A 25103-nucleotide genomic window follows, 5' to 3' on the forward strand; every position below is an offset into this window, starting at 1 on the left:
TCAAATCGCCTCCTCAACGTCTATCAATTTATTCGCGATAAGATACGCCAGCACCACCGCACACGCATCGCTGTCATCGTAGCCAGCCGCAAACTCGTAGTCTTCCGGCAATCCGAGTATCTTACGTACACTTGCCGCGACCTCGCCCTTCTCCGCCTTGCCATTACCGGTGACCAACCGTTTTACAGCCGTCGGACTAATCTCGTCTGTCACCGTATAGCCATACCGAGCCAGCCCTTGGTCAACGGCCGCCCATGCTCCAAATACGCCTTGTCTCGCCCTTTTCGATCGGCCATCCGTAAAGTCTTCACGTATGATTGCGGTAAGTGGTCCGGCATCGTGAGCAACCGCTACCGTCTTGGCCTCAATGTATGCAAACCGCTGACCGTCCGTATGTGCAGTAGATGTAACGAGCGATGAAGCGTATATTAGCGTAGGCACCCGGTTCACTACGTCTATCACCGCAAATCCGGGGTTCATCGAAATGTCCAAACCGAGATATCGTTCCTTTTTACGAGTAGCCATCGGTCACCTCCGTAAGCCCGCTGCGCTCTCTAAATGACGCGCATAGTCGAGCAGATTGTCGTACACTACGTCTCTGTCCTCCGTATGTAGCTCGGAGGCTAAACGGCGGAGGTCGCCGGACACGACCGCCATCACCGTTTTAAGCGAGTCTACTTCGCGTTCTAATTCGTCATAATTTTCGATCATCTCATAGGGAACTATTGGCATTAGGCGGCCACCTCATCGAGCAACGACTCGTGGACCACTACTGATCCTTGAACTTTATCCGAGTAGATTATATACAACAGTCCATCCTCATCCCTAGAAGCTTCTGGTTGATACGCAGAACCGAGTACGAAAACCATATCGCCTTCCGCAAATATAGTCTTACTACCAATCTCGTAGTCGCCCCATTGAGCAATTAGTATCTCAGTGTTTAATATTTTCTTAGGACACTCTTTAAAATCAATCATCAGGCCGCCACCTCCACGATTTTCGCCCCGTAAGGTACGTACTTCAACGGCCGATCCGGTGCATTTACGACTACATTCCGATAGTCAATACCGCGATAGTCTGCAATCGGCTTTAGCTTACGGAAGACCTCGATTGTGGCGAGCACATCGTTCATCGCGCGATGGTGTCCGTTTAGCTCGATGCCGTATCGGGCACATACATCTTTTAACGAAGCTGACTCCGTAGGTGCTACGAGCTTGGCGAGTGATCGGGTGCAGACGAACTTTTCAAGGAACATAACGCGTCCAGTAACAAACGATAGGTCGAATGGGGCATTGTGAGCAACGACCGTAGTATCAGCGAAAAATTTACCTAACGCACTGGTAGCGAAGAAACTGTGAGTGCCTCCGTGCAACTCTCTCTCTCTGTGATACCCGTCAGTTCCGCGATAAAGTTTGGTAATTCGCGTCCCTCATCGAGCTGCACAAACGTCTGGAACCGACCATACTCACGTTCCAAATCCGTTCTGATCGCGGCAACTTCGATAATTTGATCGTTCTCGTGGTCGAGCCCCGTCGTTTCCAAATCAATGAACGTGTAGATTTCGCCCATCAAGCCACCTCCTTATCGAGTATCGAAGTAATTTGTTCGAACGCGACGATATACGATCGTTTCTTCCACTCAGGCATTCGCGACCTACGTACCATCGCCACTTGTCGTTCCAGTTCATCGTATTCTTCGGCACTCAACGAAAGGGCGCACGCTGTCTTAAAGTTGTTAAACGTCCACTTTTCAAGGTCAAGCTTCGGCGGTCGGCCCTCTTTCGATCGGACAACTATGTCCAACAATTCGTCCCGAAGTCCGATTCGGTCTTGATCCGTGATAGTCACGTGAAACACACGTAAATCAGGCTTGGCCGCGTATTCCTCATCCGTCAGTACCCAATTGGCTTTAGACGCGTTCACATACACGATGAGGTAGTCGTCTAACGGTGCGTCAGAAGTCCCGTACATTTCCGTATAGCCGACGCATTGAGCAACGTGCTTGGCTTCCGGCTCGGTCATCGAATGGGGACTCGTCTTGGCTGCGGTCGTCTGCTTCGACTTGATTTCGAGTCCTACGCGACGTCCGTCTTTGTATCGGAGGATGCCGTCGGGCTTTCCGTAGAGGGCGAAGCGTTGGCCGTCGTGATCCATAACGTGTAGTTTCTGCGCGAAGTCCTCCCACATCGGAAGGCCGTCCGGTGTACGTTCGACGGTGAAGGGCGGTGCCTCCCCGAAAGCACGCTCGTAATGCTTCTCGATGAATAGTAGATCGCGTTGTATTACGTCACCGATTGCGGTACCGAGTCGTGTCCAGCGTCCTTGGTGCGGAGGTCGCGGTTGGATATCCTTTTTGGCTCCACGTAGCTTTTCGTATAGTTCGCGTTTATCTGCGTTGGCGCTAGACGGCGAAAAGTACGGTTGGGCCCGAAAGTTGAAGAACGGGCGGGTACGAAGGGCATTCGCTTTCTGCTCGGAAATTATAGCGTCAAGCTCGCTGTCCCAAACCTCGGGCGCAGAATGCCATCGGTCAAGCATCATTTTGAAATCATCGGCTAGTTGTGAGATAGAGCATCGTCCCCTTTCGTAACTGTTTCCCATTGGGTGATTTCTACAGTCCTTGTTACTTCTTCTACCTCAACCACATCGCCCCAACAACCATATTCATAGTGCCCAAAATAACTACCGGCACGCTCAACATCAAGCATAAAATGCTTCCCGTCAGGTGTTTTAAAAATACACTCGCACACACTATATTTCCCTTGATCTACCCACGAAGTCACTTCGACCTTTTCGTAATCAAAACCACACTCATCTCCAAAGAATATTGCCAAACGTTGTTCCTCCGTCGTCTTCATATCTACCCGTCCCCCTCTTCACTATCGAACCATTCACTCGGTTTAATCTCGCGCATCCAACACGGCTCGATTACTGTGTCACACGCTAAAGGCGTTAACAGTTCGACCGCACCAGTCATCAATCCGTCTAGGAGCGAGACTGCTTCTGGCGTCATCTGTTCGTTCGGTACGCTGAATTTAAGCTCGTCGTGCAACGTTAGGTTAAATTCCCAACCGCGTGCCAATACACACACGTAGTAAGCGAGAATCATTATGATTTGTAGTACGTTCGCGCCCGAACCTTGAATCGTATGGTTGAACGCTTGACGCTCGGCACGCCCTGTCGCTCGGATTAATTGCCAGAACTCCGTGCGCTCCTCGAATTTTAGGCGGCGCGACTTCCGACCAAGCTCAGGGTCGTTCTTATCCTTGATTCCGGCCTTACTCATGAGTGTGCATAACCGTTTCCACTGCGCTACATATTCGGGGAATCTTCGTTTCTGACCCCATAGTGTCGCGACCCATCCGTATTTTCGAAGATGCTCGAACGTGGACTCAACCATCCCTTTGAATCCCGGCAATACCTCGTCAAACTTAGCGTAAGCAACTTTCGCCGCCTCTTCTGACACGCCTCGTTTAACCGCAGTCTTAGCAAACTGTTCAACTGCCTGCCCGTAGCCCTCCGCAAGAAACATGTCCTTCATCAACTTACGGTAAGGAACCGTTGCTAGACCACCTTTGTAGGCGGATTCCTCACATAGCTCACGATCAACCCCAAATAGAATTGCGGCAAACTCAACGTAAGGATCGAGGCCTTTTCGGTACATCTCCGCGAACGAATGATCATTAAACTCGGATGCCATTCGGTGAGCTTGAATGCGTGGCTCAATCGAGGACAAGTCGCTACCGAGGTACGTGTAACCCGGTGCAGGCTCGAATGTCATACGGACGCGTGTCCCCTCTTCACTGCGCGACGGTATGTTTTGAAGGTTTGTTCCCTTCTTGACCCCAACATCGCAAGCTACGAGGGCTTCCATAGTAGCTAAGTAATTATCGTCACCAATATGTGCTGGTTTTAAGTGGTTCGGCTTGCCTTTGTACCCACTCGATCCGTAGCGTCCAGTGGAAACTGTTCGGAGCTGAGTATGTAGGCGGCCGTCCACGTCTAAAGATTCCGGTATCTTATCAATGTATGTGCCGAGTAACTTGCTGTAGGTCGCGTATTCCGCCAGTGGCGCAAGGGCCGGCTCCTCTTCGAAGTACTTCTGCAATACATCCGAGGACACAGCGCGCTCCTTCTTCTTATCCTTAACGATTTCTTTCGTCCTGTCTCGGATACCCAACCGGTCATAGATGAGATACGCGAGGTGATCGTTCGATGATAGGTTGAACTCGCGGATGAAGTCGGGTGCGTTCTGTGGGATGGCTTCGGGCAGTTTTTCGGACTCATATCGTTTGCTCCGCATTTTTAGATCGGCATATTTTTTCGTAGATGGATTGGAGGTCGCGAGTTCGGATCGGCACCGTTGGAGCATCTCGTGACGCTTTTGAATACGTTCTTGTTGCGCCTTACACCACGAACTAATCTTATCGCCTCGTAACGCCATCGACATGTCGTATAGGAACGCGTCGTCGATCTTGTAAGTATCGAATATGGCTTTCTCGGCGGCTTCGAACTTCGGCCGGAACTCATCGCCAAGCCCCGACAGCTTTACGAGATTGACCTGAAAGCCTGTTCGTTCGATTGTTACGTTGACCTCGGGCAAGAACTGGCGAATCTGGAAATATGGGACGTGAAGGTTGTCGCTCGCAAGCATCATTTCGATTTGCCAACGTGTCAAATACCACCCCTTGTGTACGTCCTTGATAGCGTAGATGCCCACGACCTCGATCGGGTACTTCATCGGGGAGGTACTGCCGAATAGATCCTCAAAGGTATAGTCGTCGAATACAACGTGATATCGCGAAGTAATATACTTCTTGTATTTCGTGAGTAATGGTTTCAACGCGTAGGATTCTTCGTGGTCATTTAGGATGAATTGTGCGTCCTTCGAATCATATCGGATGCCTCGTGGTCTGAATCCGTCATTTAGCAGCATTGCCAAGTCAAACTCTGCATTATGAAACGACTTGACGTGACCCGCGTCTTCCATGAAAGCTCGGACAGCATCGAGAGCCTTCGAACGTGTACACTGGTCTTCCCCGGTCAGATGCCCATACGCAACGTAATAACCTTCATCCAGTAACGGAAGCCAAAACGAGTAGCCGCCGGTCAGGTCGATCATTTTGTCCAAACCGGAGGTCTCGGTGTCCCACGCGGTAAAAGACTGTACGAGAGGCAGTTCGATGCCATACGAGAGCAACTTACGTCTGATGTGGGTATCGTTGAACAGCCCGAATGCCTTTCGGAACCATTCGTCTGCCTGTTGAAGCCGAACTTCTTCGCGTAGCCGATCCATCATACGAGCGAGTTGCCCGTCGTTTGTGATCACGTGGTAGTTGGTCGGCTTGTTCCGAAGAGTCTCCGCAATTCTCTCTTCGCGGGCCTCCGTGGCTTGCGCCGCCATGATACGGCGCCCCATTTCGAGGACTTCGGCTTTCGAGAGCTTCTTCTCCGAGAGCCTGCCTATCGCCCCGGAGAAGAATGCGGTCTTGGCTGTTTCGTAGATGACACGTTCCTTGTCGGTTAGTTTCTGAGCGCCGACCCGCGCCCACGCCTGCTCGATCGTTTCTTTTGCGGCAGACTTACGTTTAGTCGCGTCTGCCACTCGTTGCTTAACCTCAGCGTCGGCTACGGTCGGTGAACGGAGTTTTAACGATAACTTTACGGTCAGAGCGACCGCCTCCTTTCGTTACGCTACTCGTAAGTTAACGGAGGATTCTACTGGCGCGATGAGCTCTAGCTGATCCGCCTTAGTCCATGTTCCGTCGGTACTCTCCACAAACGCGGGCTTACTTAGCCGGTAAGGCATAGAAGTTCCATCATCATCTACGACAGTGGTGATAATTCCTACATGCTCATTTAGACCGTGACAAACCGATGCTCCAAGGAATCTTACCGTGTCGCCTACCTTAAACTTGCCAACCTTACGGCCGAGTGCGGCCCATTTCACCTCCTCGTCGGTTGCCTTCTCTAGTTGATCAGGCTTCGCGTAGCCCCTACTTCCATTTTGTCTTTCAATAGTCACTCCATCATCGTCCTCGCGTAAGCCAACAGTATAGATACCTCCATCATCAAAACCTAACAGTGGAAACTCTCTTCCGCCGCTAACCAAACGCACCTTATCGCCCGGCTCAAACTGATCAAGTGCGACTTTACGCAATGCTTCTGCAACCTCTTCGTCAGTGGCGCGGACTAGTCCATCCTCTAGGAACCAGCCTGTGATCCTCTCGTCTAAGTCCTCGGCACGGTATGGCGTGCGGGACTCATCATCGCAGACAACCTTCACGATTTGCCCAACTGAGGCGTGTGTCATATCGGCCTTTACCACTTTCGCATACTCCCCGACTTTCAAACGTTTAGCTTTCTTCTTCATCGCTTCCAGCTCGGCAACTCTCGCTTGTGCCGCGGCTAGTTCCTCGTCGATGGAAATCGGCTCTAGTACGACGTATTCACGGTGATAAAGGCCTACCCCTGACCCACACACCGACACACCGGTACTACGCTTTGACGTAACATACAGAACATCCCCATTCTTATAGGCACTTCCTGCGTACTGTGCATTCACAACGATGATCTTCTCTCCCGGTTCTGCCTCTCGCGCGACCTTACGATAAGTCACGCCCTCATGCGTTACTAGTTCGTTCGGAACAGTGCCGATTTTTTCGAGTAACTCGTAATCATCTTCATCGCCCACAGTGTCGTATGTCTCGCCGTACTCGTTGATAATCTGCGGGTCATCGAAATAGTCGATTTCTACTACCTCATACGGTTTTTCTGCTACGATATAGTCTCCGTGCGACTCACCATACATTAGGTAATCGCCTACCTGCGCATCACGATCCGTTACCACACGATATTGAACGCCATTTACCGTTTTGAAGTTTGCCATTATTAAACCGCCTCCGATAATTGTTTTTTAATAACAGTCGATAACTTGCGCCATTTCTCGTTGATATTGTCCGGCGTCGCCCAATATTCGGACAGCTCCCGATTTTCAATCAAGTACACTTCGCCGTCGAGCACCCCGATGAGATAATCCGCGTCGTCCCGCGTGTAAACTTCGCCACTATTACGCGATCCACATACAACGAGCGCACCGCCCCGGTCCTCCCGTCTACGTACGGTCTTTACTTGAAACGTCTGCCAGTCGCGTGACAACGGGTGCCGCGCTACAATGTCGTACACTTCGGGGGCTTCGGGATTGGCGATCTCATAGCCGTTAGCAAGGAGCGCTGTTTTCGCCACTAGCTGCGAATGGGCTCCGATATTATTCGAGTAGTTCGCCATCTGGTCGCCTCCTCTCGGTTAAAATGGCAAGTACTCGTCGGAAACGGTAATCGGCCCGTCCTCTAATACTGATTGATCTACGTTCTTCGTCGCGTTTTTGAGAATTTCGCGGATATCGTCCTCGGTGCGGAAGTTCGCGAGTTCTTCGTACTTGATTTCGGTCGAGCCGATAAAGGCACGTGCAGCATCGAGTACCCCTTCGTCAAGGTCAGCCGATTCCAGCGAGTACGATTTATCCGCCTTGCTGATCGTGACCGCATCGCCTGTCAACGTGTAGTCCGGCTTAAACTTTTTCGCGGCTTTTTCAAGCTTATCGAAATCAATCATGAGATTGTTAGCGTGGAACTCCTTAAGGTCAAGAACACGCCACGTCTTATATTCGGGATCGTATACCGGCACCATGAAGTAAAGTTTGCGTTTGGCTTTCGCCTTGCACGATAAGCAATTAGTTCCGTTTGGCTTCGCGTACTGGTCGAATAGAGTAACGCCTTCGTCTTCGTTAGCTGGCGCCTTCTTCGGACTGTGCGAGCACGTATGCTTACGGTAGTAGGTTTCGCGTGACGGGTACTTCTCGCCATCCTCATGCGTGTAGTAAAAGTACCATTCGGTATACGGCGCGAGGAGGACAAACGTCTTGCCGCCGGTCAGTTCTTGACTGAGCTTAACGTAGCGTGTAACACCTTCCGGCAAGCCTGCGTTAATGCCTCCGCCGGCTCCTTGTGCTGCCTTGTCGCGAGCCTCTTCACGTTCTTTTAACTTTTCACGGATTCCCATGCACATCGCTCCTTTAACGTTATGATCGGTGGATTGCTTCGAATTGGTCTCGTAGTTCCTCGCCACTTGAAACATCGGAGGCGTAGTAACGTAGCGCGTTGATCAACTTACCCATCGTGTGTTCCGTTAGCTGAATCGTGTATGTCTTCTCAACGGCTGGTGTCGTGGAGATTAGCGTGATTGGTGTGTTGTGTGCGGGGTCTGTCAAAGGCTCTAGCACGACGTAATTCTGAAGAGAAGTATACCGACGTCACCTATGTCATCGTAAAACGTCGCATCACCGTCTAAGTCAAAGCCCACTAGCGCGTAAACCTTATCCTTAGTTAAATCAACCGTTGGTTCTGTAATCTGGATGAGCCTATCGCCCATTAACGCCTCACGTTCAACCTTACGATACAACTTACTTTCGTGAGTAATCGTCTCCATTATCAACACTCCTCGTCATCATTTCGGACACCGGTAGTCCCGCGTCCGCGAGACGGCATGAACGGTCGTCTACTAGAGTAGCTTGCGCTTTGCCCCCACAGGTTTACGACAGGCATACGGGGCGCCTCGCCTTCTTCGTCCACACCGCCTTGCCGACGCGGGAGGTCGGCTGCTTCTCTTACGCGCTATACACCGCAAGGGACTTCGCTACGTTTTTCTTTTCTAGCCGCAAAGCCCGCAATTCCGCGTTTAATTGCGTGATGTGCAAATCAATACCGTTGATAAGCGCTTGGCACGCGTTTATGGTCGCCACACTCCGGGCTCGTTCACGTTTTAAGACAATGCGCGACCTCTCAACCGTCATTTCCGCAATTGTGATGCGGGTCTTTCTGCTCAACGATGACTCCTTTCGTTCGAGCTTCCGTAACTCTTTGGTAAGATAAATACATACTTTATCACGGACATCTGGCGTCGGTTTAGTGTATTGCATGACCGTGACTACGAGGTCAGATGACTCGTGAAGGATGATTCCGATTTGACCACGGGCGTACAATCGGCCCGGCTTGCCGTACTTATCTATCGTTGTGCTTATGAACATTGCTCGCGACAGTTGATTCCGAATCCATTCGGCAGCTTTCGTTTGACTTACGTTGAATCGTTCGACTGCGCGTTTGATCGCGTGAGATGAAACGGTGAGATTCATCCGAGCCGCACCGCCTTTCCGAGCAAGGTGGATGAGGCGGGTAAGGTAATCGGAATATAGTCCGCAGGATCATCATAGGGCGGGAAACCTCCGTTGTAGATATATTCGATATTTTCGGATTGCTTACGTTTAGGCATCGGGATCATCTCCGTTTCAAGAGTAATTATTTCGCTATGTTTAACAGAACGTTCTGTATAATGACAATTAAAGATGGTTAAGATTTTGTAAGGACCACTTGTTATAATTGAGAACAACTTAGAAGTACTCTATAATGACAATAAGAAAGAGATACGACGCGCATATGCTCGTTCGTAATAATTTCTTAGGTTTTGTTAGACAATCCGTGGTAGGGTAGTTTGACAAAAAGACCTAAATCGTGTGATGGAACGTCTATGTGAATCGGGCTTACCTCCAAAGAGTTGCGCCAACAACTCCGAAAGAGCCGAATCATTATAGAAACCATCAGACCAAGCGAGTAGGATCGCTTTCTTTCTCGAATCGCCCTTCGCCAAAAGGGCGATTTTTTCATTTATTGATTCTCTAATAATCATTTCTTGCTCTGTCTCTCTAAAGGTATCTGCTAACGTACCGATTATCGTATTACCTTCGTCGTCAATTTCTATTTCTAGTGGGATGTTATCGGTTCTGCTGTATTTCCTTCTCTTTATAAATTTTCTAAAACATCTTTCTAAATTAAATCTTGCTAACCTGCTAAAGGACCCTTTTTCTACATTGAAGTCTTTTATTGTCTCATCTAAGGCGTCTATCAACTCCTTTGTTAAGGAAGCCTCATTCTGTACCTTATACCAGTTCCTATTAACGTAGTCGTTTATTATAGGAATGAAATCCTTATAAACTAACTCTTTGGATTTCTCGCAGCCTCTTTGGGCGGCTATTGCGATTATTTCTATTTGGTTGTGGTTCAAATTCTACGCCTCCGTTTTAATTAATTTTCCCTTATACTACTAATAGGGGAACGCTTGGTTTAAAATTGGGACATCTTTCTAAGAAAAATTTAAAAAGTCGTAATCAGAGGTGCCATATGACCTTTAAAGTCGGAAGGTGCCGCTTGTTTGAACGGTTGAAAATCGCTGATATGACGCAGGCTGATCTCGCAGAAAAAATCCAGATGAAGCGCCAGCAGCTATCTGACTACGCGAATAACCGAAATGTCATGTCGCTGTCTAATGCGAGGTCTATTGCGCACGCCCTAGGCTGTCATATCGACGATCTGTACGAGTGGATCGAGATACCTCCCTCGGAGCGAAACCGTAACAACAATCGGAGCCGAGAAGAGTAGCGGAAGTCTCCGCTCTCTCACCGACTTTTGTACCGAAACTTCGGTACAATCTTTTTTAGTGGTTGCCCAACTAGCTGGCTCCTATTGTTTTCTTGTTTTTATTGTATACCCGGTAAAGGCTAATTCTGCTACTAGGTTTATAATTTTGATTTTTCTCGCTTTTTGTCGAATTTAGGCGAAACAAAGGGAAAAACACAAAAAAAAAAAGACACCCTCTACAGGTGTCTTAAATAGGTTAGTAATACTACCAACCTCCTCCAACTATTCTGGAAGTTACATATGCGACGCTCTCTTCTGATCCATTATCATAAGTAAACTGTTCTGCCTGTGTTGGCTGAGTAAATAAAACGGAGACAATTGCTACTAAAGTAACCATAAATGCTTTCATTCTAATTCGCCCCTTTTAAAATATTCAAATATCTATGTTCAACGTCCTCTCCTAAAATAGCCTTATGTTCGAAGAGGATCGCGGACATTTTTTGATATACGGAAATATCTCTGAACTCTAGTGCTGTCTTAATGACCTCAAGAACATCGTTGAATGCTTCTTTATACTGCTCCATAGCTAGATAATACTGTAATCTAACAACTTGAAAATTATAAAACTGACTCTTATTGTACTTATCCTTCTTTAATGCGACTGACTCAAAGATTGTGTTATATTTCTCTAAAAAAACACCAATTCTCTCTAGCTGTCCGTTTGAAAGTAATATCTTCAGCGCGTATGGAGCTACCGTAATAATTTCATGTTCGCGATTCTTATCTACAACCAGTCGGATAAACTCACTTACCGCTTCTAGCTTACCTTCCATTACTTCGATTAACTTTTCATTCGACAACGCCGCCCAACGGTAATAATCACCTAGGTTGTGGCATTCCCGGAGAAGTTCTGCCGCCTTTCTGAGTTCACCCATTCCTATTAAACTTGCTGCTTGGTAAAGAAGCGACTCCCCTAGATGTTTAATATCTTTGGCGTCCTTTGCCTCTTTGTAGTACGCATCTGCTACAACAGAAAGTTCCTCCCACTCTTTGGTAACATTATACCAAGTAACGACACGATAGTATCCATCTAACTGTAGATTTACTGTTTCTGCAACACCATTTTTTTGAATGGGATATTCTGTCGGCAGATCGTTCAATACTGCTCGTAATTTATGTAATGCTTCTACACCCTTCTTACGCATATCTCGATCGCGTTCAATCAAGAAAATTCGATGGCAGCAAATCGCATACCTTTCTGATATTTTCTTTTCGATGTTTGTAATTGCGTAATACACAGACGCGGCCTCTGCTAGAAAGCCGTAACCGAAAAGTGCCTCTGCCAAAGTTAAGGCGGTGGACATATCCTTTATATCTATTGTTTCCAAGAATAACTCGACTACTTTACTGCAATGACTGACACCTTGCTTACAGTGAGAGCATGCCTTAATAAAGTCTGTTACTTTGGGAAGAGAAACTTTGGACGAGTCCTTGAAAAGCTCTCCATAAATCATTCCATAAAAAAAATCGTCGTCTAGTCTGAACACGTGTGTCAATAAATCTACCTGGTCCATCGTAATCGCTTGCTTGTTCTTCATAATATAAGAAAGCGATTGGGGAGAGATATACAACAATTTAGCTAGGTCTCTTTGACTAAGATTATGTGAATGCATTTGGATTAGTATTTCTTCCCTTAATTTAAGACGATAATAAGTCAAGTCACTGGTGTCGATCATTGGTTATCACCTGCCATCAATTATTCGAAATAGTATAATCAAAGTATAATTCACATTATGTGTATTGTCAACACATTATGTGAATTGAAAATACATTATGTGATGTATTATATTTAAATATGTGTTATGATGAATATAAATTTAGTAAAGGAGAGATATTCCAGATGAAGAAGGAAATTGAACTACAAGGAAATACATTTAAAGAGTGCTTAGATATTATGAAAGCAGAGAAGAAAATAAAAACTTATAAGGAACTAGCCGAGTTGTCAGGCGTGAAGGAAACCACTCTCAGCATGCGCCTTACACGAGGAAATATGAACCTAAGTGACGTTGTTACCCTACTTGAAGCTCTTGATTATGAAATCATATTTCGTAAAAAATAATTACTACCTTTACAAAAATTTATCTTAATAAAACTTTTTTTATCTGTAAACACATTTTTTAACACATATTTTAGTTCCGCACTATTTTTTATTTCGTTTGGGTCCTTGTAACGGAACGGATACCCTACGACGTTAACCGTCATGTATCCCGACAGCCCTCCGACGACCGCCCGTTTCATCTTCTGACCAGCCTCGTCGTGATCCGCCATAACCCCGATAATCTCTATCGGGCTCTTCCGCAAAGCCTCCGCCTTCTCTTCCCTGATCACCGAACCACCTAATGCTACCGCCGGCACTCCCGCACTCCACAAATACATTGCGTCAATCTCGGATTCCACAAGCACCGCTTTTGTAATCCTCTGCTTATAAACGATGTCCAGCCCGTACACCATTTCGCGTATAGGCCGTCTTCCCTTTGCGTACCAAAACGTTTTTTCGTTAACTTTCCGATATTTAACGTTTCCCAGCGTTCCATCCGCGTTAAACCAAGGAATGGTAATCGCGTTAGTCCTCGGATCATAGCCCGTTCGGAACAGTTGTTGTATTTCTTCGGTTATACCTCGCGAAGCTAAATACGGGTGATCCCTGCCTAGGTACTGTTCGTAAAAACCGGCGCCTGATGTATGGACTCGCGGCTGGTCTATACGTAATCGCCCCGACAAGTCCAGCGTAAGCGCCTCGGGATCAACCGTTCCCTCCCCGTACTTCCATCGCAAGTAATCCTGCGTCTCCTCTTCCGTTTCCTCCCGTAGAAACGCGGGCAACTTTACGATCCCGCCGCGCTGGTAATCCGGGTCCTTGGCGCCCATATCCGACCAATAGCCGGCTTTTGCTATGTTACGTGGGTCGTTGTTGTCACGTAGCCATACGTAGAATGACGGAGACCGATCCCAACGGAAGGGGCTGGCCGCAAGTAGCTTGTCATCCGTCCACGTTGCGTCCGTCCACGAAAACTGCTCGAGCTCAGCCTGAATATCTATCTCCATTTGTACGTCCTCCTTAAAACGGCATCTTAAATTGATCTGCGGCCGCCTCTCCGCTTGGTAACTCACGTACAAGCCCATAGTTCGGCATGTAAACGACTTCTAACGTGACACCTTCGCCTCCATTACGCCCTTTGTTTAGCTGTATAATCCCGATTCCATCCAACGTATCTATCCCGATAGTTAGTGCCGAATCTTGGAGGAACGACTTACTCTTCATTAGTTCAGCGCGTGTGGGCGGTCTAAGCTCTCGATTGCCCTCATCGTCTCTGTCGTCACGGACCTCTTCCGCCTGTGTAATGCCATGAATAACACACTGATACCGACCTGCCAACGCCCTGATTTTGTTCGAAGTCTCGGTCGCGTCTCCTCCGGTTGTCTTAGATCGGTTCGCCTCGTAGGTCATATAATAGTACGGGTCAATAACAACCACGTCCGCCTTTGTTGCCACGATGTCAGCTTCTAGGTCGCGAACTCTACGGGATGAGAAGTCGATATCGTCTACCGCACGAACAACGATGGTGCCCGGTATAATTTCGTTGATCTCCGTTAAAAATTGTTCGAACCCCTGTTCAAACTCTTCCGTTAATTTCCCATTAAGCAGCGCTCTGTTTTCGAATCCTACCTCGTAATCCACACCGCCAATGTTTGCGTTGACAGCTCCTTGGCGCGCTGAGATAGACGAATAGGCGCGGGCCATCCATTCAAATCGAGACATTTCCATCGCCCATACGAGTACGTTTGCGCCCTGAGCCGCAGCTTCTATCGCTTCTTCCATCGTAAATATTGACTTGCCTCGGCCACTCCGCCCGTACCACGTATAAACATTGCCGGAAAGGTAGCCGCCTATCTCTTTATTAATCGTAGGGAATTTCGACTTCCATATCTTAAACGACGTTCCTTCCTTACGTTTTCGATATTCGTCTAAGAACGTTACCGTATCACGTTTAATATCCGTTCCTACCTTTGATCGCGTAGCCGTTTCCGACCTGATCTGCTCTGTTTGCTCGATGAGCCACGTGGCAAACTCTTCCGTCGATAGTTCCGTAAACTTATCGCCGACGTCCCGTCCGGTTAAGAACGAATGTAGCCGTAATTTGCCCGCATCGTTCCTCATTTTACGGGCCATGTATTCGAAGGAGTCGCCCACTTCCGGCATGTACGTAAAGCCCGCACACTCAGCGACTACAGTTCGATAATCTGGCGCCTGTCCTCCGTTGCTGTCCGCGTAGTCCTTAATGAATCGGTAGGCCTTCCGTTCAGCTTCCGTGGGGAAATGCTCGGCCCGAATATCGTATCGAAGAAATGCTCCCGTATCGTTTGTGTCAATCACTTTCGATAGAAATGATTCACCGTATGCCAAAACCGCTCACCTCCGCTAGTCACGAAATGTCTACCGATTTATTACCAAAATAATGACTTATTTGAGCTACGGTCATGCCGTTGATATGGCGGGCACCGCCATTCCTTTCTAGCAGTTTGTCAATGTAATCTAGCCCCTTAGCCGTAACATAAGTAATGGGAACGTTAAATAGGCTACTGTTTCCGAACGTCCGTTGCTTTACCACGAAGTAGCCCTCGTTAACATACATCTGGTAGGGCTCGTTTTTGTGATTTAGAAGTCTAAGGGCACGCAAAAATGCATATAGTTTCTTTTCACCAATGCCCAGTGATTTACCTGATTCCCGCATGAGTTGGTAGTTTTTCGCGTCGATAAATCTGTCATGAGCCTGTACTTTTGGTTGCTGTAAAAGTAGTTGTTCTTCTGCGTAGGCTCTAGCTTCTTGTTCTTCTTTTAATCTAGTTGCCAACCCTATGATGAAATCTGGATTACTCAACGTTTTTTCAATCGTCTCCGAAGTCATATAAGCACCGTGTTTACGGATTGAAGGGATAACCTCATGAGTAATCCATCGTTTGAACGACTTTGCTTCGGACTTACGACTTCCTAGAATTAAAGCATAAAGACCAGCTTCATTTACAATAGTCATATTGGGGTTTCTGCTTAAACTATCCGTTAAACGGATAGTTTGTTTTTCATCCTCATCCAATCTCCCGACAGCATTACCTTGATTTGTTATTCCCAACACTTCACATACATCCTTGGCTACAAACCACGGTTCCCCGTCTTGTATAACTAAGCGAACCTGATGATTTTGGTAATTAAAAATATTTTTATACATACGTCTTCCTCCTACCTTTACACTATTTGTTCAACTCTCCTTTTCTTTATACCACGATATTTTTGTACACTCGTTTTTTCAGTGATAGCAGATGTAAATAAAAGTAATTTCCTTTGTGATCTATTACTAACTTTTGTGATATAGTGTGATTATTTGTGATTAATTTCAGATTATTTTTTCAAACAAAATGCTTGACAGATTTTTATTTAGGTATATTAAACATATTTATAAGAGACGCCTTCCCCACTCTGACAATTTCTCCGACAACCGATCCGCCTTCTCATCCGACAGCTCCCCGAACTCATTCCGAAACTCTATTAACAGCGCGTAGTCAATAAATGCCTCTGCGCAGTAATCCCGTTCCTCATCGGTCATACGCGGTTTCATACGGAATAATCTCGCAATCATTTTCGCATCCCCCTCTTAGACTCGCCTTTAAACGTGAGTTGTGCGCATTGTTCCCGTACGCGATCCGCTAACCTCTTGTCAAAAACTTCCGCCAACTCTTCCATCGGTATATTCGAGGTGTAAACGGTAGGCATCCGACTCGTCACCCGATGATTGATAATCGTATGCAGGTCGCCTCGGAAAGCCTCGGTCGCGTCCCGTACTCCGATATCGTCCAGCACCACGAACGGAGCATTAGTCGCGTGCTTCATCCATTCGTAGTATTTACCGGATGCGGGCTCGGCAATGTGGTCGGGTACTTTCGGTCTATTAAACTGATTAAATAGCGTCTGCCACTCGTTCACGTCAAGGAAGAAGACCGGCCGTTGTAACGGTTGGAGCCCTCGTTGGATCGAGCCGATATAGTGTGCTATCAGGTACGCGTTCGCAATTGCGGCGGCTGTCGTTGTCTTGCCGGTGCCGGGCTCATACGAAAATAGGTACAGCGATTTAATGCGTTCAGAAGGTTCTGAAACCTCGTTAAATTGGCGCATAAACGTCGTTATATAACGTTCAATATTCGAATAGATACTGCGCTGTTCGACGCGTGGCGGTGCCGTCTCGACGGTTACATGGGCGTAGTCACTCGGGATGCAGGCGGCAGCTACTCGGCCCCCTTTTCCACTGGCTCCGTGCATCGCGATGAAGGACGGACACAGGCGGGTGTAGACAGGCGGGTCGGTGGCATGGCGGCAGGCTTCGCGTAGAATGCAGTGTGACGCATTTGTCCCTATACTCAATCACATAACCCCCTTAATCGTTCACAAATTTGCAACTTTTTATTGATTACCTCATTTTGGAAGTAAATATAATATCTACATCACTCTTGAATGGAGGTTATATCATGAAGATTTCTAGTTTTATAGTAACTTCTATGGTGGCAATCCCTCTTCTCTTTGGAGCATCGGTCGTACACGCAGATTCCACTAGTAGTAAAAGTACGATCATGGCAAAATGTCCTGATGAGGTGCAAGTGTATTGGCCCGTGTGGAAGTTCCCTAAATCTTCCGACGTCCCATCAACAACCGCCGACTATAAAGGCCAAAACTACACAATTACAGACTTAAAGCTAGATAGAGTCACTACAGACTACTACAAACCGGGTTACTGGGTAGGAATTTATAAAGGTACATGCACATGGAATTAATATTTACAGGGATTGCTGGACTTGTTCTAGCAATCCTTTCTTTACTTTATAACCACTCCGCCATCTTCCTCACTCTCGATAATATCTTCACCATTAATAGCAAAAGATGTACCGCGGTGCATTAAGCATTTAAGTCCGTCCCTTATTTTAATGTTCTTTAAAATTCCAAAATATATTAATATATCAATAAAGGAGATGGTTTTTTTGAAGAACGTAGATAGGGACGCACTATTAGACCATCGTTTAGGTCAATTCTCTATGCTATCTATTGGCTTGGTAATTATATTGCTAGGTTTTTCACGATGGTTTTGGGGATTCCCAATCAATCCTTCTACGATGGTTTTGTTGTCCTTGGCATCCGCATCATATGCAGTAGGTGATTTTGGAAAGTACCTTAATAAACCCGGACTGCATATTACTTGCTATGCACTAGCCTTTGTTTGGGGTATTTGTGGTTTAGCCTCTCCCCAATTTGCATTTGTTGGGTCGTTGCCTTTTGATATTTCCGGGTTCACAGACTTCGCAACCCTCTTTGCCTTCTCAATCCCGTTTATTTCGAGAGGAATTTGGTCTGTATTGCCCGTGAGAAAAGATGATTTGCCTCACCACCAATCAGCCAACACCTCTTCGAATACATAAGTAACTTTCCGGTTATCCTCGCGTAGCACTACCGCCAGTACCCGCGCCCGCATATACGTATACATAAACGTAAAGGTCAACGTTGGGTACTGTCGCGTTGGCTTATAATCGCGGAAGCATCCGTCAATAAACCGTTTGACCACTTCCGATCCGTGTTCGTCGATCATCCGTTTAATCATGCCTTGTTCGGATCGCCAGCCACGGGCGGGAACGTAAGGGAGTCCGTAGAGTTCTGCGTGTCGATCGCGTAGAAATTCGGTAAATGTAGTCGTATTCCAATCGGCAATTTCCCGTTCGCGCCAAGCCTTCGCAGGCGGGAGTTTACACTTTGTCATCAAGGCCCACCTCCTCTGATTCGTACTCCATCACGAAATCCCAAAAGTCCTGACAACCGTAGGAATCGAGCATACGCTCCACGGTAGATTCAACCGCGCGAAGTCTTCGTTCCATCTGCGCTACTTTCATTTCCGCATCCAGCGCCCTTTCAATTGCGTGAGGCCATCCGGTGCGGGCTTCAGCGATAAACGTCCACCCGCACTCCGTACAACTATTCTCCATAGCCTCGTTGCATATCGCTAGGTCTTCACGTAGGTTACGTCCCATTTATACATCGCCTCCTAAAATAAAGTCATCGCATGGGGCAAGTAATGGTAATACATATAATCTGAAAGACCGTCCATATCAGACTCATCAGAATCAGCTTGTTTTGTTTGTATATGCTTGGGCCCGTATATCTCTATCTTTTTCGGAGGCTCACCGCTTACGCACCATAAAATAACCGCGAGCAAGACGGCACATCTAATTCCTCGCCATATAATTTTCCGCGCAAACCGCTCTACCTCAGGCACTAACCATCGCTCCCTTTCCGTAATCGTAGCGCGTGCCATTCGCAAAAGTGTCGTGTGTACGCCTTATCTGCGGCGATCTGCCGTTTGACCGCGCGTTTTAATTGAAAAGCGTGGTAGGCGAGTTTGAGTCGGGTTAACATTCGGAGACACCTGCCCTTTCCCGTATTCCTAAAAGCACTGTTAGTTGATTACAGATTCCAAATATTGTATATTCAATATGAAAGGTGGGGAATCAATGAATAAGTTTGAATGTTTCTTACTTTATTTTTTCAGCTTATTATTCTTTCCATTAGGCATTATTTTGGGATTAGCTTTTTTGTTAGGAAAAGATTCTTCAATAAGAAGAGTTGGACGAAACTGCCTGTTTTCAGCTCTTTATTCATTCGCAGTACTCGTAACGGTAGGAGTGATTAACTTTGTTGTTTCATAATTTATTTCGCCCGTTTCACATCTTAATCGTTCGATCTCCGCTAGTAACTTCGGAATGTCTTCGCGGGCATGGGCGATGAACTCTGCGTCTTCATCACTGCCGTACATTAGCACAGCGATCTCTCCGCCATTGTTTCTAAATCCACGTATCTCAGGCGAGTACACTATTAGATCACCGAATTTATCACCGCAAAATCTCCATGACCCAACGGTCGCATCCTCCGCACGCTTGCGTATCGCTCCGATTTCTTCACGCGTCATCATATTAGACCACGATCCCCTTTCCATTCGATCATTGAATAGTCATCATCTGGTGAATAGAGCGCCCCATTGTCGTATATAACACCTGCCCAATACTCCAGATCACATAGCGCGTTATTGAGAGCTAAGTACAGTTCTCCGTCAGGCCCAACGCCTTCTACGTAATCCTCGATGCCTTTAAGTGCCTCGTTCAATCCGTTTACGATGCGATCAATAGCGTCGTCTTTTCGTTCAGCTCGTTTAATTGCCGCTGTCTGCTCGGAGTCAAATAAAACGTAGGGTCTTCCGCATACCATGATCATCGCGATACCTCCCATTTACAAAGCGTGTGTTAGGTTAATTGCTTCCTTAGTGCGCTCGAATGTATACGACAATAGTCTTTTTCCAATCTAGTTGATCAAATCGCGCTTCAGCTTGCTTTATTACTTCTTCTTCCTGCAATTCTGTAAGAGGAAACTGAGTGTATAGATCGTCGGCTATACTGTCAGCAATCTCTTCGAACAGGTCGTCGCTGTCTTCATCTTTAAACCATACTTTCTCGTCAATAGTTATATACTCATCAATTAGTATTTTCGATGGAGAACCAAGGGTGTAACTGTGCTCCTCGCAGTCGTCTGGATACATGAAGATCAACTCTCTATCAGGATGCTCTTTTAACTTTTCAATCAATTCATTTGTCTTGTTCAAATCAATCTATCCCCTTTCCCGTCCAAACTACCGTACAAAGCTAAGTTCGCGATTTCTTCCGCAGTAAGAATACGAACTCTCCACGCATCTATCTCGAAAGTCGGCGTCACGTACATTTCGCAATCCAACTCCACCTTATCCGCGTCTAGTTCGAAGTAAAGTTTCCCTAGGTAAAAGTCTTGTCCGACGCACTTTTTAACGATCTTGTCGTCGATTATGCAAACCTCATTTCGGAAATCGTCCATTAACGCGCGCCTCCATATTCGTTTTATTTACGTGACATTTACGCGGATACAATGGAAGCTGTCACAAGTGCTGGTTGCGTACGTCACACCGCCAGTTCGGGAGCAAATGCCGTCGCACTCTTCCGAAAGCATGTGACTATCTTGAAAGTACACGCAGAAGTCGCATATAGTCGTACAATCGTCATTACAAGTTATCACGAGGAAACGCCTCACTTTCGTTTTATTTACGTGACCACGCGTTAAGTAATCGTAACTTTGTGGCGGGAGATAACCGGCGCCACGTTCCGGCGAGTATACGCATTGGACTAGGCTCCTTTTATGTTTAGACGTAAGGTTACTTCTTTTGAGGAAGACGGTCTTTTAGCGATATCACTACGTAGGAATTGAATAAGTCTTTCGCCCTCACCGTCAAAAATGGCTGTCATTAAGCGAGTTGCCTGCCGGCTTCCGAATGCTGGATGCTTATCTTTTTTAGCAGGCCAGTAACCGGAAACGTCTCGGTAATCGTGATGCATCGTATTCCACGAATGAGCCATTGAATTTTGATTGTCCACATCGTAACCTTTATTTTTCGCCCACTGCCTATGTAGTACAATAATATCGTCGTATTGACGTTCCCATAATTCGAGTTGTTTCCTAGAAGGGCGTCCAGCTTTCCGTTTAGCTACTACGGCGGGTTTTTGTTCCGTAAGACTCTCGACCAACTTCACCAACTCGTTAATCGTGCGTTCTTGCTCTAGGGCTCTGCGTTCTTGCCACTCGAATTTATCCGAGCAATATGCTAGATGCGTCGTAAGTAATTCGCTGATCTTATTTAACGTGGTAATCTGCGTCAACTCGCCTGAGAAGATGGCGTTTGTAATCAGTAACATTTGCTCGCGATACTCAGGAGTATTGTCCATATAGAACGCTATTTTCTTTCCGTCTTTTACTTGTTTTAAACTGAACATGTTAAATTCCCCCTTGTTAATCAGCCTCAATTATTATGGATTCGCGGCTACGTCTCGATGGGAGCATCTTAGATATTCCGTCTAAGAAATCGTACATGCCGTCAATTGCTGTCTGATACTCCTTCGCAGAGCATTCGTTTAAAGTCGAGAACTCTACGTCAAAGTGTGTCAGAAACGAATATTTTTTTAGAAAATCGCGGACAGAAGCCGAGAACTCTAACGAACGGCCGCTGATCTCTGAGCCCGTTCTTATCTCGATGACTTCCCCGTCTGAACTTGCGCTAATGGACTCGATGGTATCCCGTAGAGCTTGCACCGACTCTACCGCTTCGTCTCGTTGACGTTCCGCTAGTTCACGCGATTCTCTTTCGGCTTTGAGAGCCCGCTTGACTTCGCGGAGCTCACGGACAGTCATTTCGTCAACGGATTTGATCGCGCCTGTGGACGGGATTGTGTGTGTCGTCTCAATTTCACGATCGGAAAACCCGGTCAATAAATCTAGGTGAGCGATGGTTAGTCCGAACATCGATGTTCGATCCCCGAACCTCTCAGCCACTCGAATGAACCGATTGGCATGTTGCGGAGTCATGTCGACTTCTCCTCGACACCACTTTTCCCATTGACCGTAGGCTAGATCATTCTCTTTTACGTGCTTCAGCCTCCGCCCTATTTCGAATATTGCCTCGCCCGCAACTCTCTTGTAGGCATTAATCTCCGCGGTGATTACGTTTAAATTGTGGGAGAGCGCGGTTTCCTGCATGGTCTGTGCCTTCATTATCCTCATCCTTTCTTCTTCGAATAGACTACTTCGCGCTCTCATGTCTACTCTTATAAATCCTCTGCCGCGTCATAATCTTTTATCTAATACCGTTCTATTTACACTGTTGACCGCGCGATAGAAGGCACGTAGTGACTGATTGATGCGCTATCTTTTATTCTTTAAAAACATTCTTTTTAATAATTCTTTTTCATCTACGCGTGAGTAGTATGTCTCTACGCTAGCGTAGTATGTTTCTACTGGTGTGTAGATACCTCCCTCCCTTTCTCCTTGCCGAGTAGTTTCTTTACCTCGGGCTTCGCCGCTACCATCTCTCGGAGCCTCTCGATGAATCCCGGTAGCCTTCCCGCAAACTCAGCCTCAGTCAACGGGTCATGAACGGTGTAGTATATCTTGTCTGCTCCGTTCGGACTCGGACGTGTCTCGATGTCCACCAGTCCGATCGCGCTGAGTATCCCGTCCAATAACGGGAGCGTCGAGTAGCTCATCTGGAACTTTTCAACGATGCCCTTGCGCCCTCTCCATGACTTGCCGTGGTTAAACGATGACTCGTCGTTATTGCGGAAACGTAAGAGGAACAGATAGTAAAGCGTTGCCTTGTCGCCAATGTACGGATGGTATACGTCCCATATGTCGTGGTAAACGAGACTAAAGCCGGATCGTAGCGTGCCCTCTCGGATGTATACGTTTGCCACTCGGATATTCACCTCCAACCGATGTTTACACTTGTTTATTCGTACGCGATGATGAGTTCGCACACTTTTAGAAGAAAAAATTTTGTTCCTTTACTCTTAATAGGGCAATGGAGTTATTAAAATTGGGACATAAACCTTAAAAAATTTTTTCTTTAACAAATGTCTATAATTACGAGACTACAAAAACTCAAAAATTTGGTACACGTTTAATAAGTTAATTTCACTCATCTAGCATTTATTACACCCTTTACTATTAATAGGGGTATGAGGTAGTCGAAATTGGTACGTTTCATAACAAGATTTTATTGATGAACCCCCCAGACTGATATCCGTAGTACCCTTTTCAAAAAAAATAGCCAAGGAGTTAGAAAACCTCCTTAGCTATCCCATTTAATACCGGGTGCATTCGTAACTTTTGCCCCTGTCGATATTATTGTCTCGTCAGGTGTTGCGACTGTAATTATCAAATCATAATAATCGTAGACCTCTCCATAGTAGTCCTTTTCTGGGGATTTCCCGCCTGCTGCCGATCCAAGAGTGCGCACAAAGTTATTCCCGATACGTTTTGCAGTCTCCTTATTGACAGCGTAACCAACGATTACCGCAAGACTAACTCGATCCTTATCTACGATAATCGCCGCGTCCTTAACGAAGTCTCTTTTCTTCACGTCGTCGGTCACTCTTTTTATAATCGCGTCCTCAATTTGTATCTTAGGCTGTTCTTCTTCTGTTTTCGTCTGCTCCTCATTTTGTACTTTGCTAGTTGTCGCCTGCTGTGACGAAAGGCCTGTTGGTTTGTCTAAAGTAAAAGCACTTATGAAACCTATGAATGATAATAACAGAATCAAGGTACCCCTCTTCCTAGTCAAAACAAAATTCCCTTTTGATAGCCATTTGGGGTTAATAATTATTATCAAGGAAACAAAAAATAATAGCACAGAAGCTAGTCCTAAGAAAGCCATGCAGTCCCTCCTCTCATAGTCAATCCTCTCTCTCTTTAGTTTACAGTGACAACGTGTTAAGTACAATTCTAAAATTTCTGAACAAAAAAACGCCAGCCCCGAAGGACTAGCGTAATATTTTCCTTTCTTTATTGAGTTTTCCTATGACGTCATTTAAAGGTGAATACTTCTCGTGTTGATTTTTAATTGAGGTCTTGGATAGATGTGTATACCTCATCACCATTCGCAGGTCTGAGTGTCCCAGTATCATTTGTAGATGACGTAAGTCTCCACCGTTTTCCAAAAACATTGTCGCGGCCGTATGCCGAAACAGGTGCGGGTGAATACGTATCGGAATATTGGCTTGCTTTGCATATTCCTTTAATCGATGCCGAAATTGTCCATCTCTCAAAGGTTCGCCGTAGTTAGCAAGAAAAACATAATCCGTGTCAAAGTCTTCGTTTTCTTTTATTACGTCCTGTATTAATCGAAGAGTATGTCTATTTATAGGTACAGAGCGTGACTTTCGATTCTTTGACTCTTCGGCACGTACCGTGATCATTCCTATTACAAAATCAATGTCCATCTTTCTTAACGACAGTACCTCGTTAATACGAAAGAACCCGTCAATCAAGACATTCATAATCACATAGTCGCGGAACCCACTATATCTACGTTGATTCGGCATGGCTAGTAGGGTCTGTAGTTGTTCAACGCTCATTATTTTTATCTCGTTCTCATCTTCCTCGACCTTTTTAATAGATTCAAAAGGGTTGGAAGAAATGTAGCTCTCTGTTGTAAGGTGCTTAAAAAAGGTTCGCATCGTTTTCAGTCGCGTATTCACAGTCGTAGGAGTAAGCCCTACCGTCTGCTCTGCTTCTGTTTTAAACTTATGCCCTTCGAATCGTATTTTCTCTTTGAGCATCCAAACGATGTAACCCCGTATCATTTCTGTATCCACATTTCTAACATCTCTACCTAACCCGCGTAAATCCATGTATTCTACAAAAAATCCGTAGTTCTCTTTATAGCTTGCGAGTGTTCGATCCTTTCTTCCCTCCGCAACCTTAGCGTGATAAAATCTCTCGAACAACGCGTCTAACGCGTATTCAGAAGTTACCGAAAATCTTTCCGTTCGTTGACGCTTTCCTTTTCGTCTATCCAAAATAAAAACGCTCCCTTCCAGTATGTTTACGGAAAGAGAGCGTTTGTTTAACGATCAGCTACACCCTGCGGAACCTATCGCCTACACCTTGCGGTATGTCTTCGATATGTCCAACGTA

The 25103-nt window shown here is 46.3% G+C and carries 38 protein-coding genes; 4 read left to right on the forward strand and 34 right to left on the reverse strand.

Annotation, left to right across the window (positions count from 1 at the left end; translation table 11 throughout):
• The 15 genes from GOP56_RS11230 to GOP56_RS11295 all read right to left on the reverse strand — a co-directional run bounded on the left by GOP56_RS11230 (position 1) and on the right by GOP56_RS11295 (position 10115).
• Positions 1 to 450, reverse strand: coding sequence for a crossover junction endodeoxyribonuclease RuvC (locus tag GOP56_RS11230; protein WP_163245635.1), 450 nt, complete (start codon positions 448 to 450; stop codon positions 1 to 3).
• A gap of 78 nt (positions 451 to 528) precedes the next feature.
• Positions 529 to 732: a hypothetical protein gene (locus GOP56_RS11235; RefSeq protein ID WP_163245636.1), complete on the reverse strand. Its 204-nt coding sequence runs from the start codon at positions 730 to 732 to the stop codon at positions 529 to 531.
• Positions 732 to 977: a hypothetical protein gene (locus tag GOP56_RS11240; protein WP_163245637.1), complete on the reverse strand. Its 246-nt coding sequence runs from the start codon at positions 975 to 977 to the stop codon at positions 732 to 734. The genes GOP56_RS11235 and GOP56_RS11240 overlap by 1 nt, the downstream gene beginning before the upstream one ends.
• Entirely contained in the window at positions 977 to 1372 is a 396-nt protein-coding gene (locus GOP56_RS11245; RefSeq protein WP_254068397.1) for a 3'-5' exonuclease, read from the reverse strand. The genes GOP56_RS11240 and GOP56_RS11245 overlap by 1 nt, the downstream gene beginning before the upstream one ends.
• Entirely contained in the window at positions 1330 to 1569 is a 240-nt protein-coding gene (locus GOP56_RS23935) for an exonuclease domain-containing protein (RefSeq protein ID WP_254068399.1), read from the reverse strand. The genes GOP56_RS11245 and GOP56_RS23935 overlap by 43 nt, the downstream gene beginning before the upstream one ends.
• The gene (locus GOP56_RS11250) at positions 1569 to 1928 is read right to left on the reverse strand and encodes a hypothetical protein (protein WP_162988332.1); all 360 of its coding nucleotides are present in this window, start codon (positions 1926 to 1928) and stop codon (positions 1569 to 1571) included. Before GOP56_RS11250 ends, GOP56_RS23935 begins: the two co-directional genes overlap by 1 nt.
• A gap of 626 nt (positions 1929 to 2554) precedes the next feature.
• Entirely contained in the window at positions 2555 to 2857 is a 303-nt protein-coding gene (locus tag GOP56_RS11255; protein WP_163245638.1) for a hypothetical protein, read from the reverse strand.
• Positions 2858 to 2859: 2 nt separating this feature from the next.
• Complete coding sequence (locus tag GOP56_RS11260; RefSeq protein ID WP_371807968.1) at positions 2860 to 5604, reverse strand: DNA polymerase; 2745 nt, start codon at positions 5602 to 5604, stop codon at positions 2860 to 2862.
• Between the two features lie 84 nt (positions 5605 to 5688).
• Entirely contained in the window at positions 5689 to 6888 is a 1200-nt protein-coding gene (locus GOP56_RS11265) for a hypothetical protein (protein WP_163245639.1), read from the reverse strand.
• Positions 6889 to 6890: 2 nt separating this feature from the next.
• Positions 6891 to 7286 (reverse strand): hypothetical protein, encoded by a 396-nt coding sequence (locus tag GOP56_RS11270; protein ID WP_104149215.1) that lies wholly within the window; start codon positions 7284 to 7286, stop codon positions 6891 to 6893.
• An 18-nt stretch (positions 7287 to 7304) separates the two neighbouring features.
• Positions 7305 to 8060 (reverse strand): single-stranded DNA-binding protein, encoded by a 756-nt coding sequence (locus GOP56_RS11275; protein WP_163245640.1) that lies wholly within the window; start codon positions 8058 to 8060, stop codon positions 7305 to 7307.
• 213 nt (positions 8061 to 8273) lie between these two features.
• Positions 8274 to 8486, reverse strand: a complete 213-nt coding sequence (locus tag GOP56_RS11280; RefSeq protein WP_163245641.1) for a hypothetical protein — start codon at positions 8484 to 8486, stop codon at positions 8274 to 8276.
• 178 nt (positions 8487 to 8664) lie between these two features.
• Complete coding sequence (locus tag GOP56_RS11285) at positions 8665 to 9189, reverse strand: hypothetical protein (RefSeq protein WP_163245642.1); 525 nt, start codon at positions 9187 to 9189, stop codon at positions 8665 to 8667.
• Positions 9186 to 9326, reverse strand: coding sequence for a hypothetical protein (locus GOP56_RS11290; RefSeq protein WP_162988330.1), 141 nt, complete (start codon positions 9324 to 9326; stop codon positions 9186 to 9188). Before GOP56_RS11290 ends, GOP56_RS11285 begins: the two co-directional genes overlap by 4 nt.
• Positions 9327 to 9521: 195 nt before the next feature.
• Positions 9522 to 10115 carry a hypothetical protein gene (locus tag GOP56_RS11295; RefSeq protein ID WP_163245643.1) on the reverse strand — a complete coding sequence of 198 codons (594 nt, stop codon included), beginning with the start codon at positions 10113 to 10115 and terminating at the stop codon, positions 9522 to 9524.
• Positions 10116 to 10318: 203 nt separating this feature from the next.
• On the opposite strand from GOP56_RS11295, the gene GOP56_RS11300 reads away from it, so the two are divergent.
• Positions 10319 to 10489 (forward strand): helix-turn-helix domain-containing protein, encoded by a 171-nt coding sequence (locus tag GOP56_RS11300; RefSeq protein WP_254068715.1) that lies wholly within the window; start codon positions 10319 to 10321, stop codon positions 10487 to 10489.
• A 244-nt stretch (positions 10490 to 10733) separates the two neighbouring features.
• Here GOP56_RS11300 and GOP56_RS11305 read toward each other — a convergent pair whose 3' ends face one another.
• Both GOP56_RS11305 and GOP56_RS11310 read right to left on the reverse strand, forming a co-directional pair.
• Positions 10734 to 10877, reverse strand: coding sequence for a hypothetical protein (locus GOP56_RS11305; RefSeq protein ID WP_158642191.1), 144 nt, complete (start codon positions 10875 to 10877; stop codon positions 10734 to 10736).
• Between the two features lies 1 nt (position 10878).
• A complete protein-coding gene (locus GOP56_RS11310) occupies positions 10879 to 12204 on the reverse strand; it encodes a helix-turn-helix transcriptional regulator (RefSeq protein ID WP_163245644.1) in 1326 nt (441 codons plus the stop codon).
• A gap of 164 nt (positions 12205 to 12368) precedes the next feature.
• On the opposite strand from GOP56_RS11310, the gene GOP56_RS11315 reads away from it, so the two are divergent.
• Entirely contained in the window at positions 12369 to 12587 is a 219-nt protein-coding gene (locus GOP56_RS11315) for a helix-turn-helix domain-containing protein (protein WP_101668987.1), read from the forward strand.
• On the opposite strand, the gene GOP56_RS11320 is transcribed toward GOP56_RS11315, so the two are convergent.
• The 5 genes from GOP56_RS11320 to GOP56_RS11340 form a co-directional block, all read right to left on the reverse strand.
• Positions 12560 to 13573 carry a toprim domain-containing protein gene (locus GOP56_RS11320; RefSeq protein WP_163245645.1) on the reverse strand — a complete coding sequence of 338 codons (1014 nt, stop codon included), beginning with the start codon at positions 13571 to 13573 and terminating at the stop codon, positions 12560 to 12562. The genes GOP56_RS11315 and GOP56_RS11320 overlap by 28 nt on opposite strands.
• Before the next feature lie 13 nt (positions 13574 to 13586).
• A complete protein-coding gene (locus GOP56_RS11325; RefSeq protein WP_163245646.1) occupies positions 13587 to 14933 on the reverse strand; it encodes an AAA family ATPase in 1347 nt (448 codons plus the stop codon).
• Between the two features lie 19 nt (positions 14934 to 14952).
• A complete protein-coding gene (locus tag GOP56_RS11330; protein ID WP_163245647.1) occupies positions 14953 to 15753 on the reverse strand; it encodes a phage antirepressor in 801 nt (266 codons plus the stop codon).
• Between the two features lie 225 nt (positions 15754 to 15978).
• The gene (locus GOP56_RS11335) at positions 15979 to 16161 is read right to left on the reverse strand and encodes a hypothetical protein (RefSeq protein ID WP_163245648.1); all 183 of its coding nucleotides are present in this window, start codon (positions 16159 to 16161) and stop codon (positions 15979 to 15981) included.
• Positions 16158 to 16940, reverse strand: coding sequence for an ATP-binding protein (locus tag GOP56_RS11340; RefSeq protein WP_254068401.1), 783 nt, complete (start codon positions 16938 to 16940; stop codon positions 16158 to 16160). Before GOP56_RS11340 ends, GOP56_RS11335 begins: the two co-directional genes overlap by 4 nt.
• Positions 16941 to 17044: 104 nt before the next feature.
• Here GOP56_RS11340 and GOP56_RS11345 point away from each other — a divergent pair, with 104 nt between their 5' ends.
• Together GOP56_RS11345 and GOP56_RS11350 are read left to right on the forward strand one after the other, a co-directional pair.
• The gene (locus tag GOP56_RS11345) at positions 17045 to 17347 is read left to right on the forward strand and encodes a hypothetical protein (RefSeq protein ID WP_163245649.1); all 303 of its coding nucleotides are present in this window, start codon (positions 17045 to 17047) and stop codon (positions 17345 to 17347) included.
• 204 nt (positions 17348 to 17551) lie between these two features.
• Positions 17552 to 17986: a hypothetical protein gene (locus tag GOP56_RS11350; protein ID WP_163245650.1), complete on the forward strand. Its 435-nt coding sequence runs from the start codon at positions 17552 to 17554 to the stop codon at positions 17984 to 17986.
• Here the strand turns inward: GOP56_RS11350 and GOP56_RS11355 are convergent.
• From GOP56_RS11355 to GOP56_RS11410, 12 genes are all read right to left on the reverse strand, one after another.
• The gene (locus GOP56_RS11355; protein ID WP_163245651.1) at positions 17950 to 18321 is read right to left on the reverse strand and encodes a hypothetical protein; all 372 of its coding nucleotides are present in this window, start codon (positions 18319 to 18321) and stop codon (positions 17950 to 17952) included. The genes GOP56_RS11350 and GOP56_RS11355 overlap by 37 nt on opposite strands.
• Entirely contained in the window at positions 18308 to 18589 is a 282-nt protein-coding gene (locus GOP56_RS11360) for a hypothetical protein (RefSeq protein WP_163245652.1), read from the reverse strand. Before GOP56_RS11360 ends, GOP56_RS11355 begins: the two co-directional genes overlap by 14 nt.
• A 14-nt stretch (positions 18590 to 18603) precedes the next feature.
• Positions 18604 to 18834 carry a hypothetical protein gene (locus GOP56_RS11365; RefSeq protein ID WP_163245653.1) on the reverse strand — a complete coding sequence of 77 codons (231 nt, stop codon included), beginning with the start codon at positions 18832 to 18834 and terminating at the stop codon, positions 18604 to 18606.
• A gap of 375 nt (positions 18835 to 19209) precedes the next feature.
• On the reverse strand, positions 19210 to 19527 hold the full coding sequence (locus GOP56_RS11370; protein ID WP_163245654.1) for a hypothetical protein: 318 nt from the start codon (positions 19525 to 19527) through the stop codon (positions 19210 to 19212).
• Positions 19524 to 19826, reverse strand: coding sequence for a hypothetical protein (locus tag GOP56_RS11375; RefSeq protein ID WP_163245655.1), 303 nt, complete (start codon positions 19824 to 19826; stop codon positions 19524 to 19526). The genes GOP56_RS11370 and GOP56_RS11375 overlap by 4 nt, the downstream gene beginning before the upstream one ends.
• Before the next feature lie 46 nt (positions 19827 to 19872).
• Entirely contained in the window at positions 19873 to 20211 is a 339-nt protein-coding gene (locus tag GOP56_RS11380; RefSeq protein WP_254068403.1) for a hypothetical protein, read from the reverse strand.
• A complete protein-coding gene (locus tag GOP56_RS11385) occupies positions 20208 to 20456 on the reverse strand; it encodes a hypothetical protein (RefSeq protein WP_163245656.1) in 249 nt (82 codons plus the stop codon). The genes GOP56_RS11380 and GOP56_RS11385 overlap by 4 nt, the downstream gene beginning before the upstream one ends.
• 305 nt (positions 20457 to 20761) lie before the next feature.
• Positions 20762 to 21406 (reverse strand): hypothetical protein, encoded by a 645-nt coding sequence (locus GOP56_RS11390; RefSeq protein WP_101669000.1) that lies wholly within the window; start codon positions 21404 to 21406, stop codon positions 20762 to 20764.
• A gap of 16 nt (positions 21407 to 21422) precedes the next feature.
• Positions 21423 to 22181, reverse strand: coding sequence for a DUF3102 domain-containing protein (locus GOP56_RS11395; RefSeq protein WP_254068405.1), 759 nt, complete (start codon positions 22179 to 22181; stop codon positions 21423 to 21425).
• Between the two features lie 239 nt (positions 22182 to 22420).
• Positions 22421 to 22879: a hypothetical protein gene (locus GOP56_RS11400; RefSeq protein ID WP_121473934.1), complete on the reverse strand. Its 459-nt coding sequence runs from the start codon at positions 22877 to 22879 to the stop codon at positions 22421 to 22423.
• Positions 22880 to 23256: 377 nt separating this feature from the next.
• Positions 23257 to 23841 (reverse strand): hypothetical protein, encoded by a 585-nt coding sequence (locus GOP56_RS11405; RefSeq protein ID WP_163245657.1) that lies wholly within the window; start codon positions 23839 to 23841, stop codon positions 23257 to 23259.
• Between the two features lie 106 nt (positions 23842 to 23947).
• Positions 23948 to 24985: a tyrosine-type recombinase/integrase gene (locus GOP56_RS11410; protein WP_233882575.1), complete on the reverse strand. Its 1038-nt coding sequence runs from the start codon at positions 24983 to 24985 to the stop codon at positions 23948 to 23950.
• Between the last annotated feature and the right edge of the window lie 118 nt (positions 24986 to 25103).

This window comes from Brevibacillus sp. 7WMA2, assembly GCF_010748895.1.
GTDB classification, from domain to species: domain Bacteria; phylum Bacillota; class Bacilli; order Brevibacillales; family Brevibacillaceae; genus Brevibacillus_B; species Brevibacillus_B halotolerans.

What these genes read in the sequence shown, in the direction of transcription:
- GOP56_RS11255 (WP_163245638.1), bottom strand. Translation starts at nt 2,857, where the DNA reads ATGAAGACGACGGAGGAACAACGTTTGGCAATATTCTTTGGAGATGAG.
- GOP56_RS11320 (WP_163245645.1), bottom strand. Translation starts at nt 13,573, where the DNA reads ATGGAGATAGATATTCAGGCTGAGCTCGAGCAGTTTTCGTGGACGGAC.
- GOP56_RS11355 (WP_163245651.1), bottom strand. Translation starts at nt 18,321, where the DNA reads ATGACAAAGTGTAAACTCCCGCCTGCGAAGGCTTGGCGCGAACGGGAA.
- GOP56_RS11310 (WP_163245644.1), bottom strand. Translation starts at nt 12,204, where the DNA reads ATGATCGACACCAGTGACTTGACTTATTATCGTCTTAAATTAAGGGAA.
- GOP56_RS11405 (WP_163245657.1), bottom strand. Translation starts at nt 23,841, where the DNA reads ATGGCTTTCTTAGGACTAGCTTCTGTGCTATTATTTTTTGTTTCCTTG.
- GOP56_RS11280 (WP_163245641.1), bottom strand. Translation starts at nt 8,486, where the DNA reads ATGGAGACGATTACTCACGAAAGTAAGTTGTATCGTAAGGTTGAACGT.
- GOP56_RS11330 (WP_163245647.1), bottom strand. Translation starts at nt 15,753, where the DNA reads ATGTATAAAAATATTTTTAATTACCAAAATCATCAGGTTCGCTTAGTT.
- GOP56_RS11390 (WP_101669000.1), bottom strand. Translation starts at nt 21,406, where the DNA reads ATGTTCAGTTTAAAACAAGTAAAAGACGGAAAGAAAATAGCGTTCTAT.
- GOP56_RS11385 (WP_163245656.1), bottom strand. Translation starts at nt 20,456, where the DNA reads ATGGACGATTTCCGAAATGAGGTTTGCATAATCGACGACAAGATCGTT.
- GOP56_RS11370 (WP_163245654.1), bottom strand. Translation starts at nt 19,527, where the DNA reads ATGATGACGCGTGAAGAAATCGGAGCGATACGCAAGCGTGCGGAGGAT.
- GOP56_RS11270 (WP_104149215.1), bottom strand. Translation starts at nt 7,286, where the DNA reads ATGGCGAACTACTCGAATAATATCGGAGCCCATTCGCAGCTAGTGGCG.
- GOP56_RS11360 (WP_163245652.1), bottom strand. Translation starts at nt 18,589, where the DNA reads ATGGGACGTAACCTACGTGAAGACCTAGCGATATGCAACGAGGCTATG.
- GOP56_RS23935 (WP_254068399.1), bottom strand. Translation starts at nt 1,569, where the DNA reads ATGGGCGAAATCTACACGTTCATTGATTTGGAAACGACGGGGCTCGAC.
- GOP56_RS11275 (WP_163245640.1), bottom strand. Translation starts at nt 8,060, where the DNA reads ATGGGAATCCGTGAAAAGTTAAAAGAACGTGAAGAGGCTCGCGACAAG.
- GOP56_RS11375 (WP_163245655.1), bottom strand. Translation starts at nt 19,826, where the DNA reads ATGATCATGGTATGCGGAAGACCCTACGTTTTATTTGACTCCGAGCAG.
- GOP56_RS11290 (WP_162988330.1), bottom strand. Translation starts at nt 9,326, where the DNA reads ATGCCTAAACGTAAGCAATCCGAAAATATCGAATATATCTACAACGGA.
- GOP56_RS11335 (WP_163245648.1), bottom strand. Translation starts at nt 16,161, where the DNA reads ATGATTGCGAGATTATTCCGTATGAAACCGCGTATGACCGATGAGGAA.
- GOP56_RS11395 (WP_254068405.1), bottom strand. Translation starts at nt 22,181, where the DNA reads ATGAAGGCACAGACCATGCAGGAAACCGCGCTCTCCCACAATTTAAAC.
- GOP56_RS11235 (WP_163245636.1), bottom strand. Translation starts at nt 732, where the DNA reads ATGCCAATAGTTCCCTATGAGATGATCGAAAATTATGACGAATTAGAA.
- GOP56_RS11285 (WP_163245642.1), bottom strand. Translation starts at nt 9,189, where the DNA reads ATGAATCTCACCGTTTCATCTCACGCGATCAAACGCGCAGTCGAACGA.
- GOP56_RS11305 (WP_158642191.1), bottom strand. Translation starts at nt 10,877, where the DNA reads ATGAAAGCATTTATGGTTACTTTAGTAGCAATTGTCTCCGTTTTATTT.
- GOP56_RS11345 (WP_163245649.1), top strand. Translation starts at nt 17,045, where the DNA reads ATGAAGATTTCTAGTTTTATAGTAACTTCTATGGTGGCAATCCCTCTT.
- GOP56_RS11240 (WP_163245637.1), bottom strand. Translation starts at nt 977, where the DNA reads ATGATTGATTTTAAAGAGTGTCCTAAGAAAATATTAAACACTGAGATA.
- GOP56_RS11265 (WP_163245639.1), bottom strand. Translation starts at nt 6,888, where the DNA reads ATGGCAAACTTCAAAACGGTAAATGGCGTTCAATATCGTGTGGTAACG.
- GOP56_RS11300 (WP_254068715.1), top strand. Translation starts at nt 10,319, where the DNA reads ATGAAGCGCCAGCAGCTATCTGACTACGCGAATAACCGAAATGTCATG.
- GOP56_RS11315 (WP_101668987.1), top strand. Translation starts at nt 12,369, where the DNA reads ATGAAGAAGGAAATTGAACTACAAGGAAATACATTTAAAGAGTGCTTA.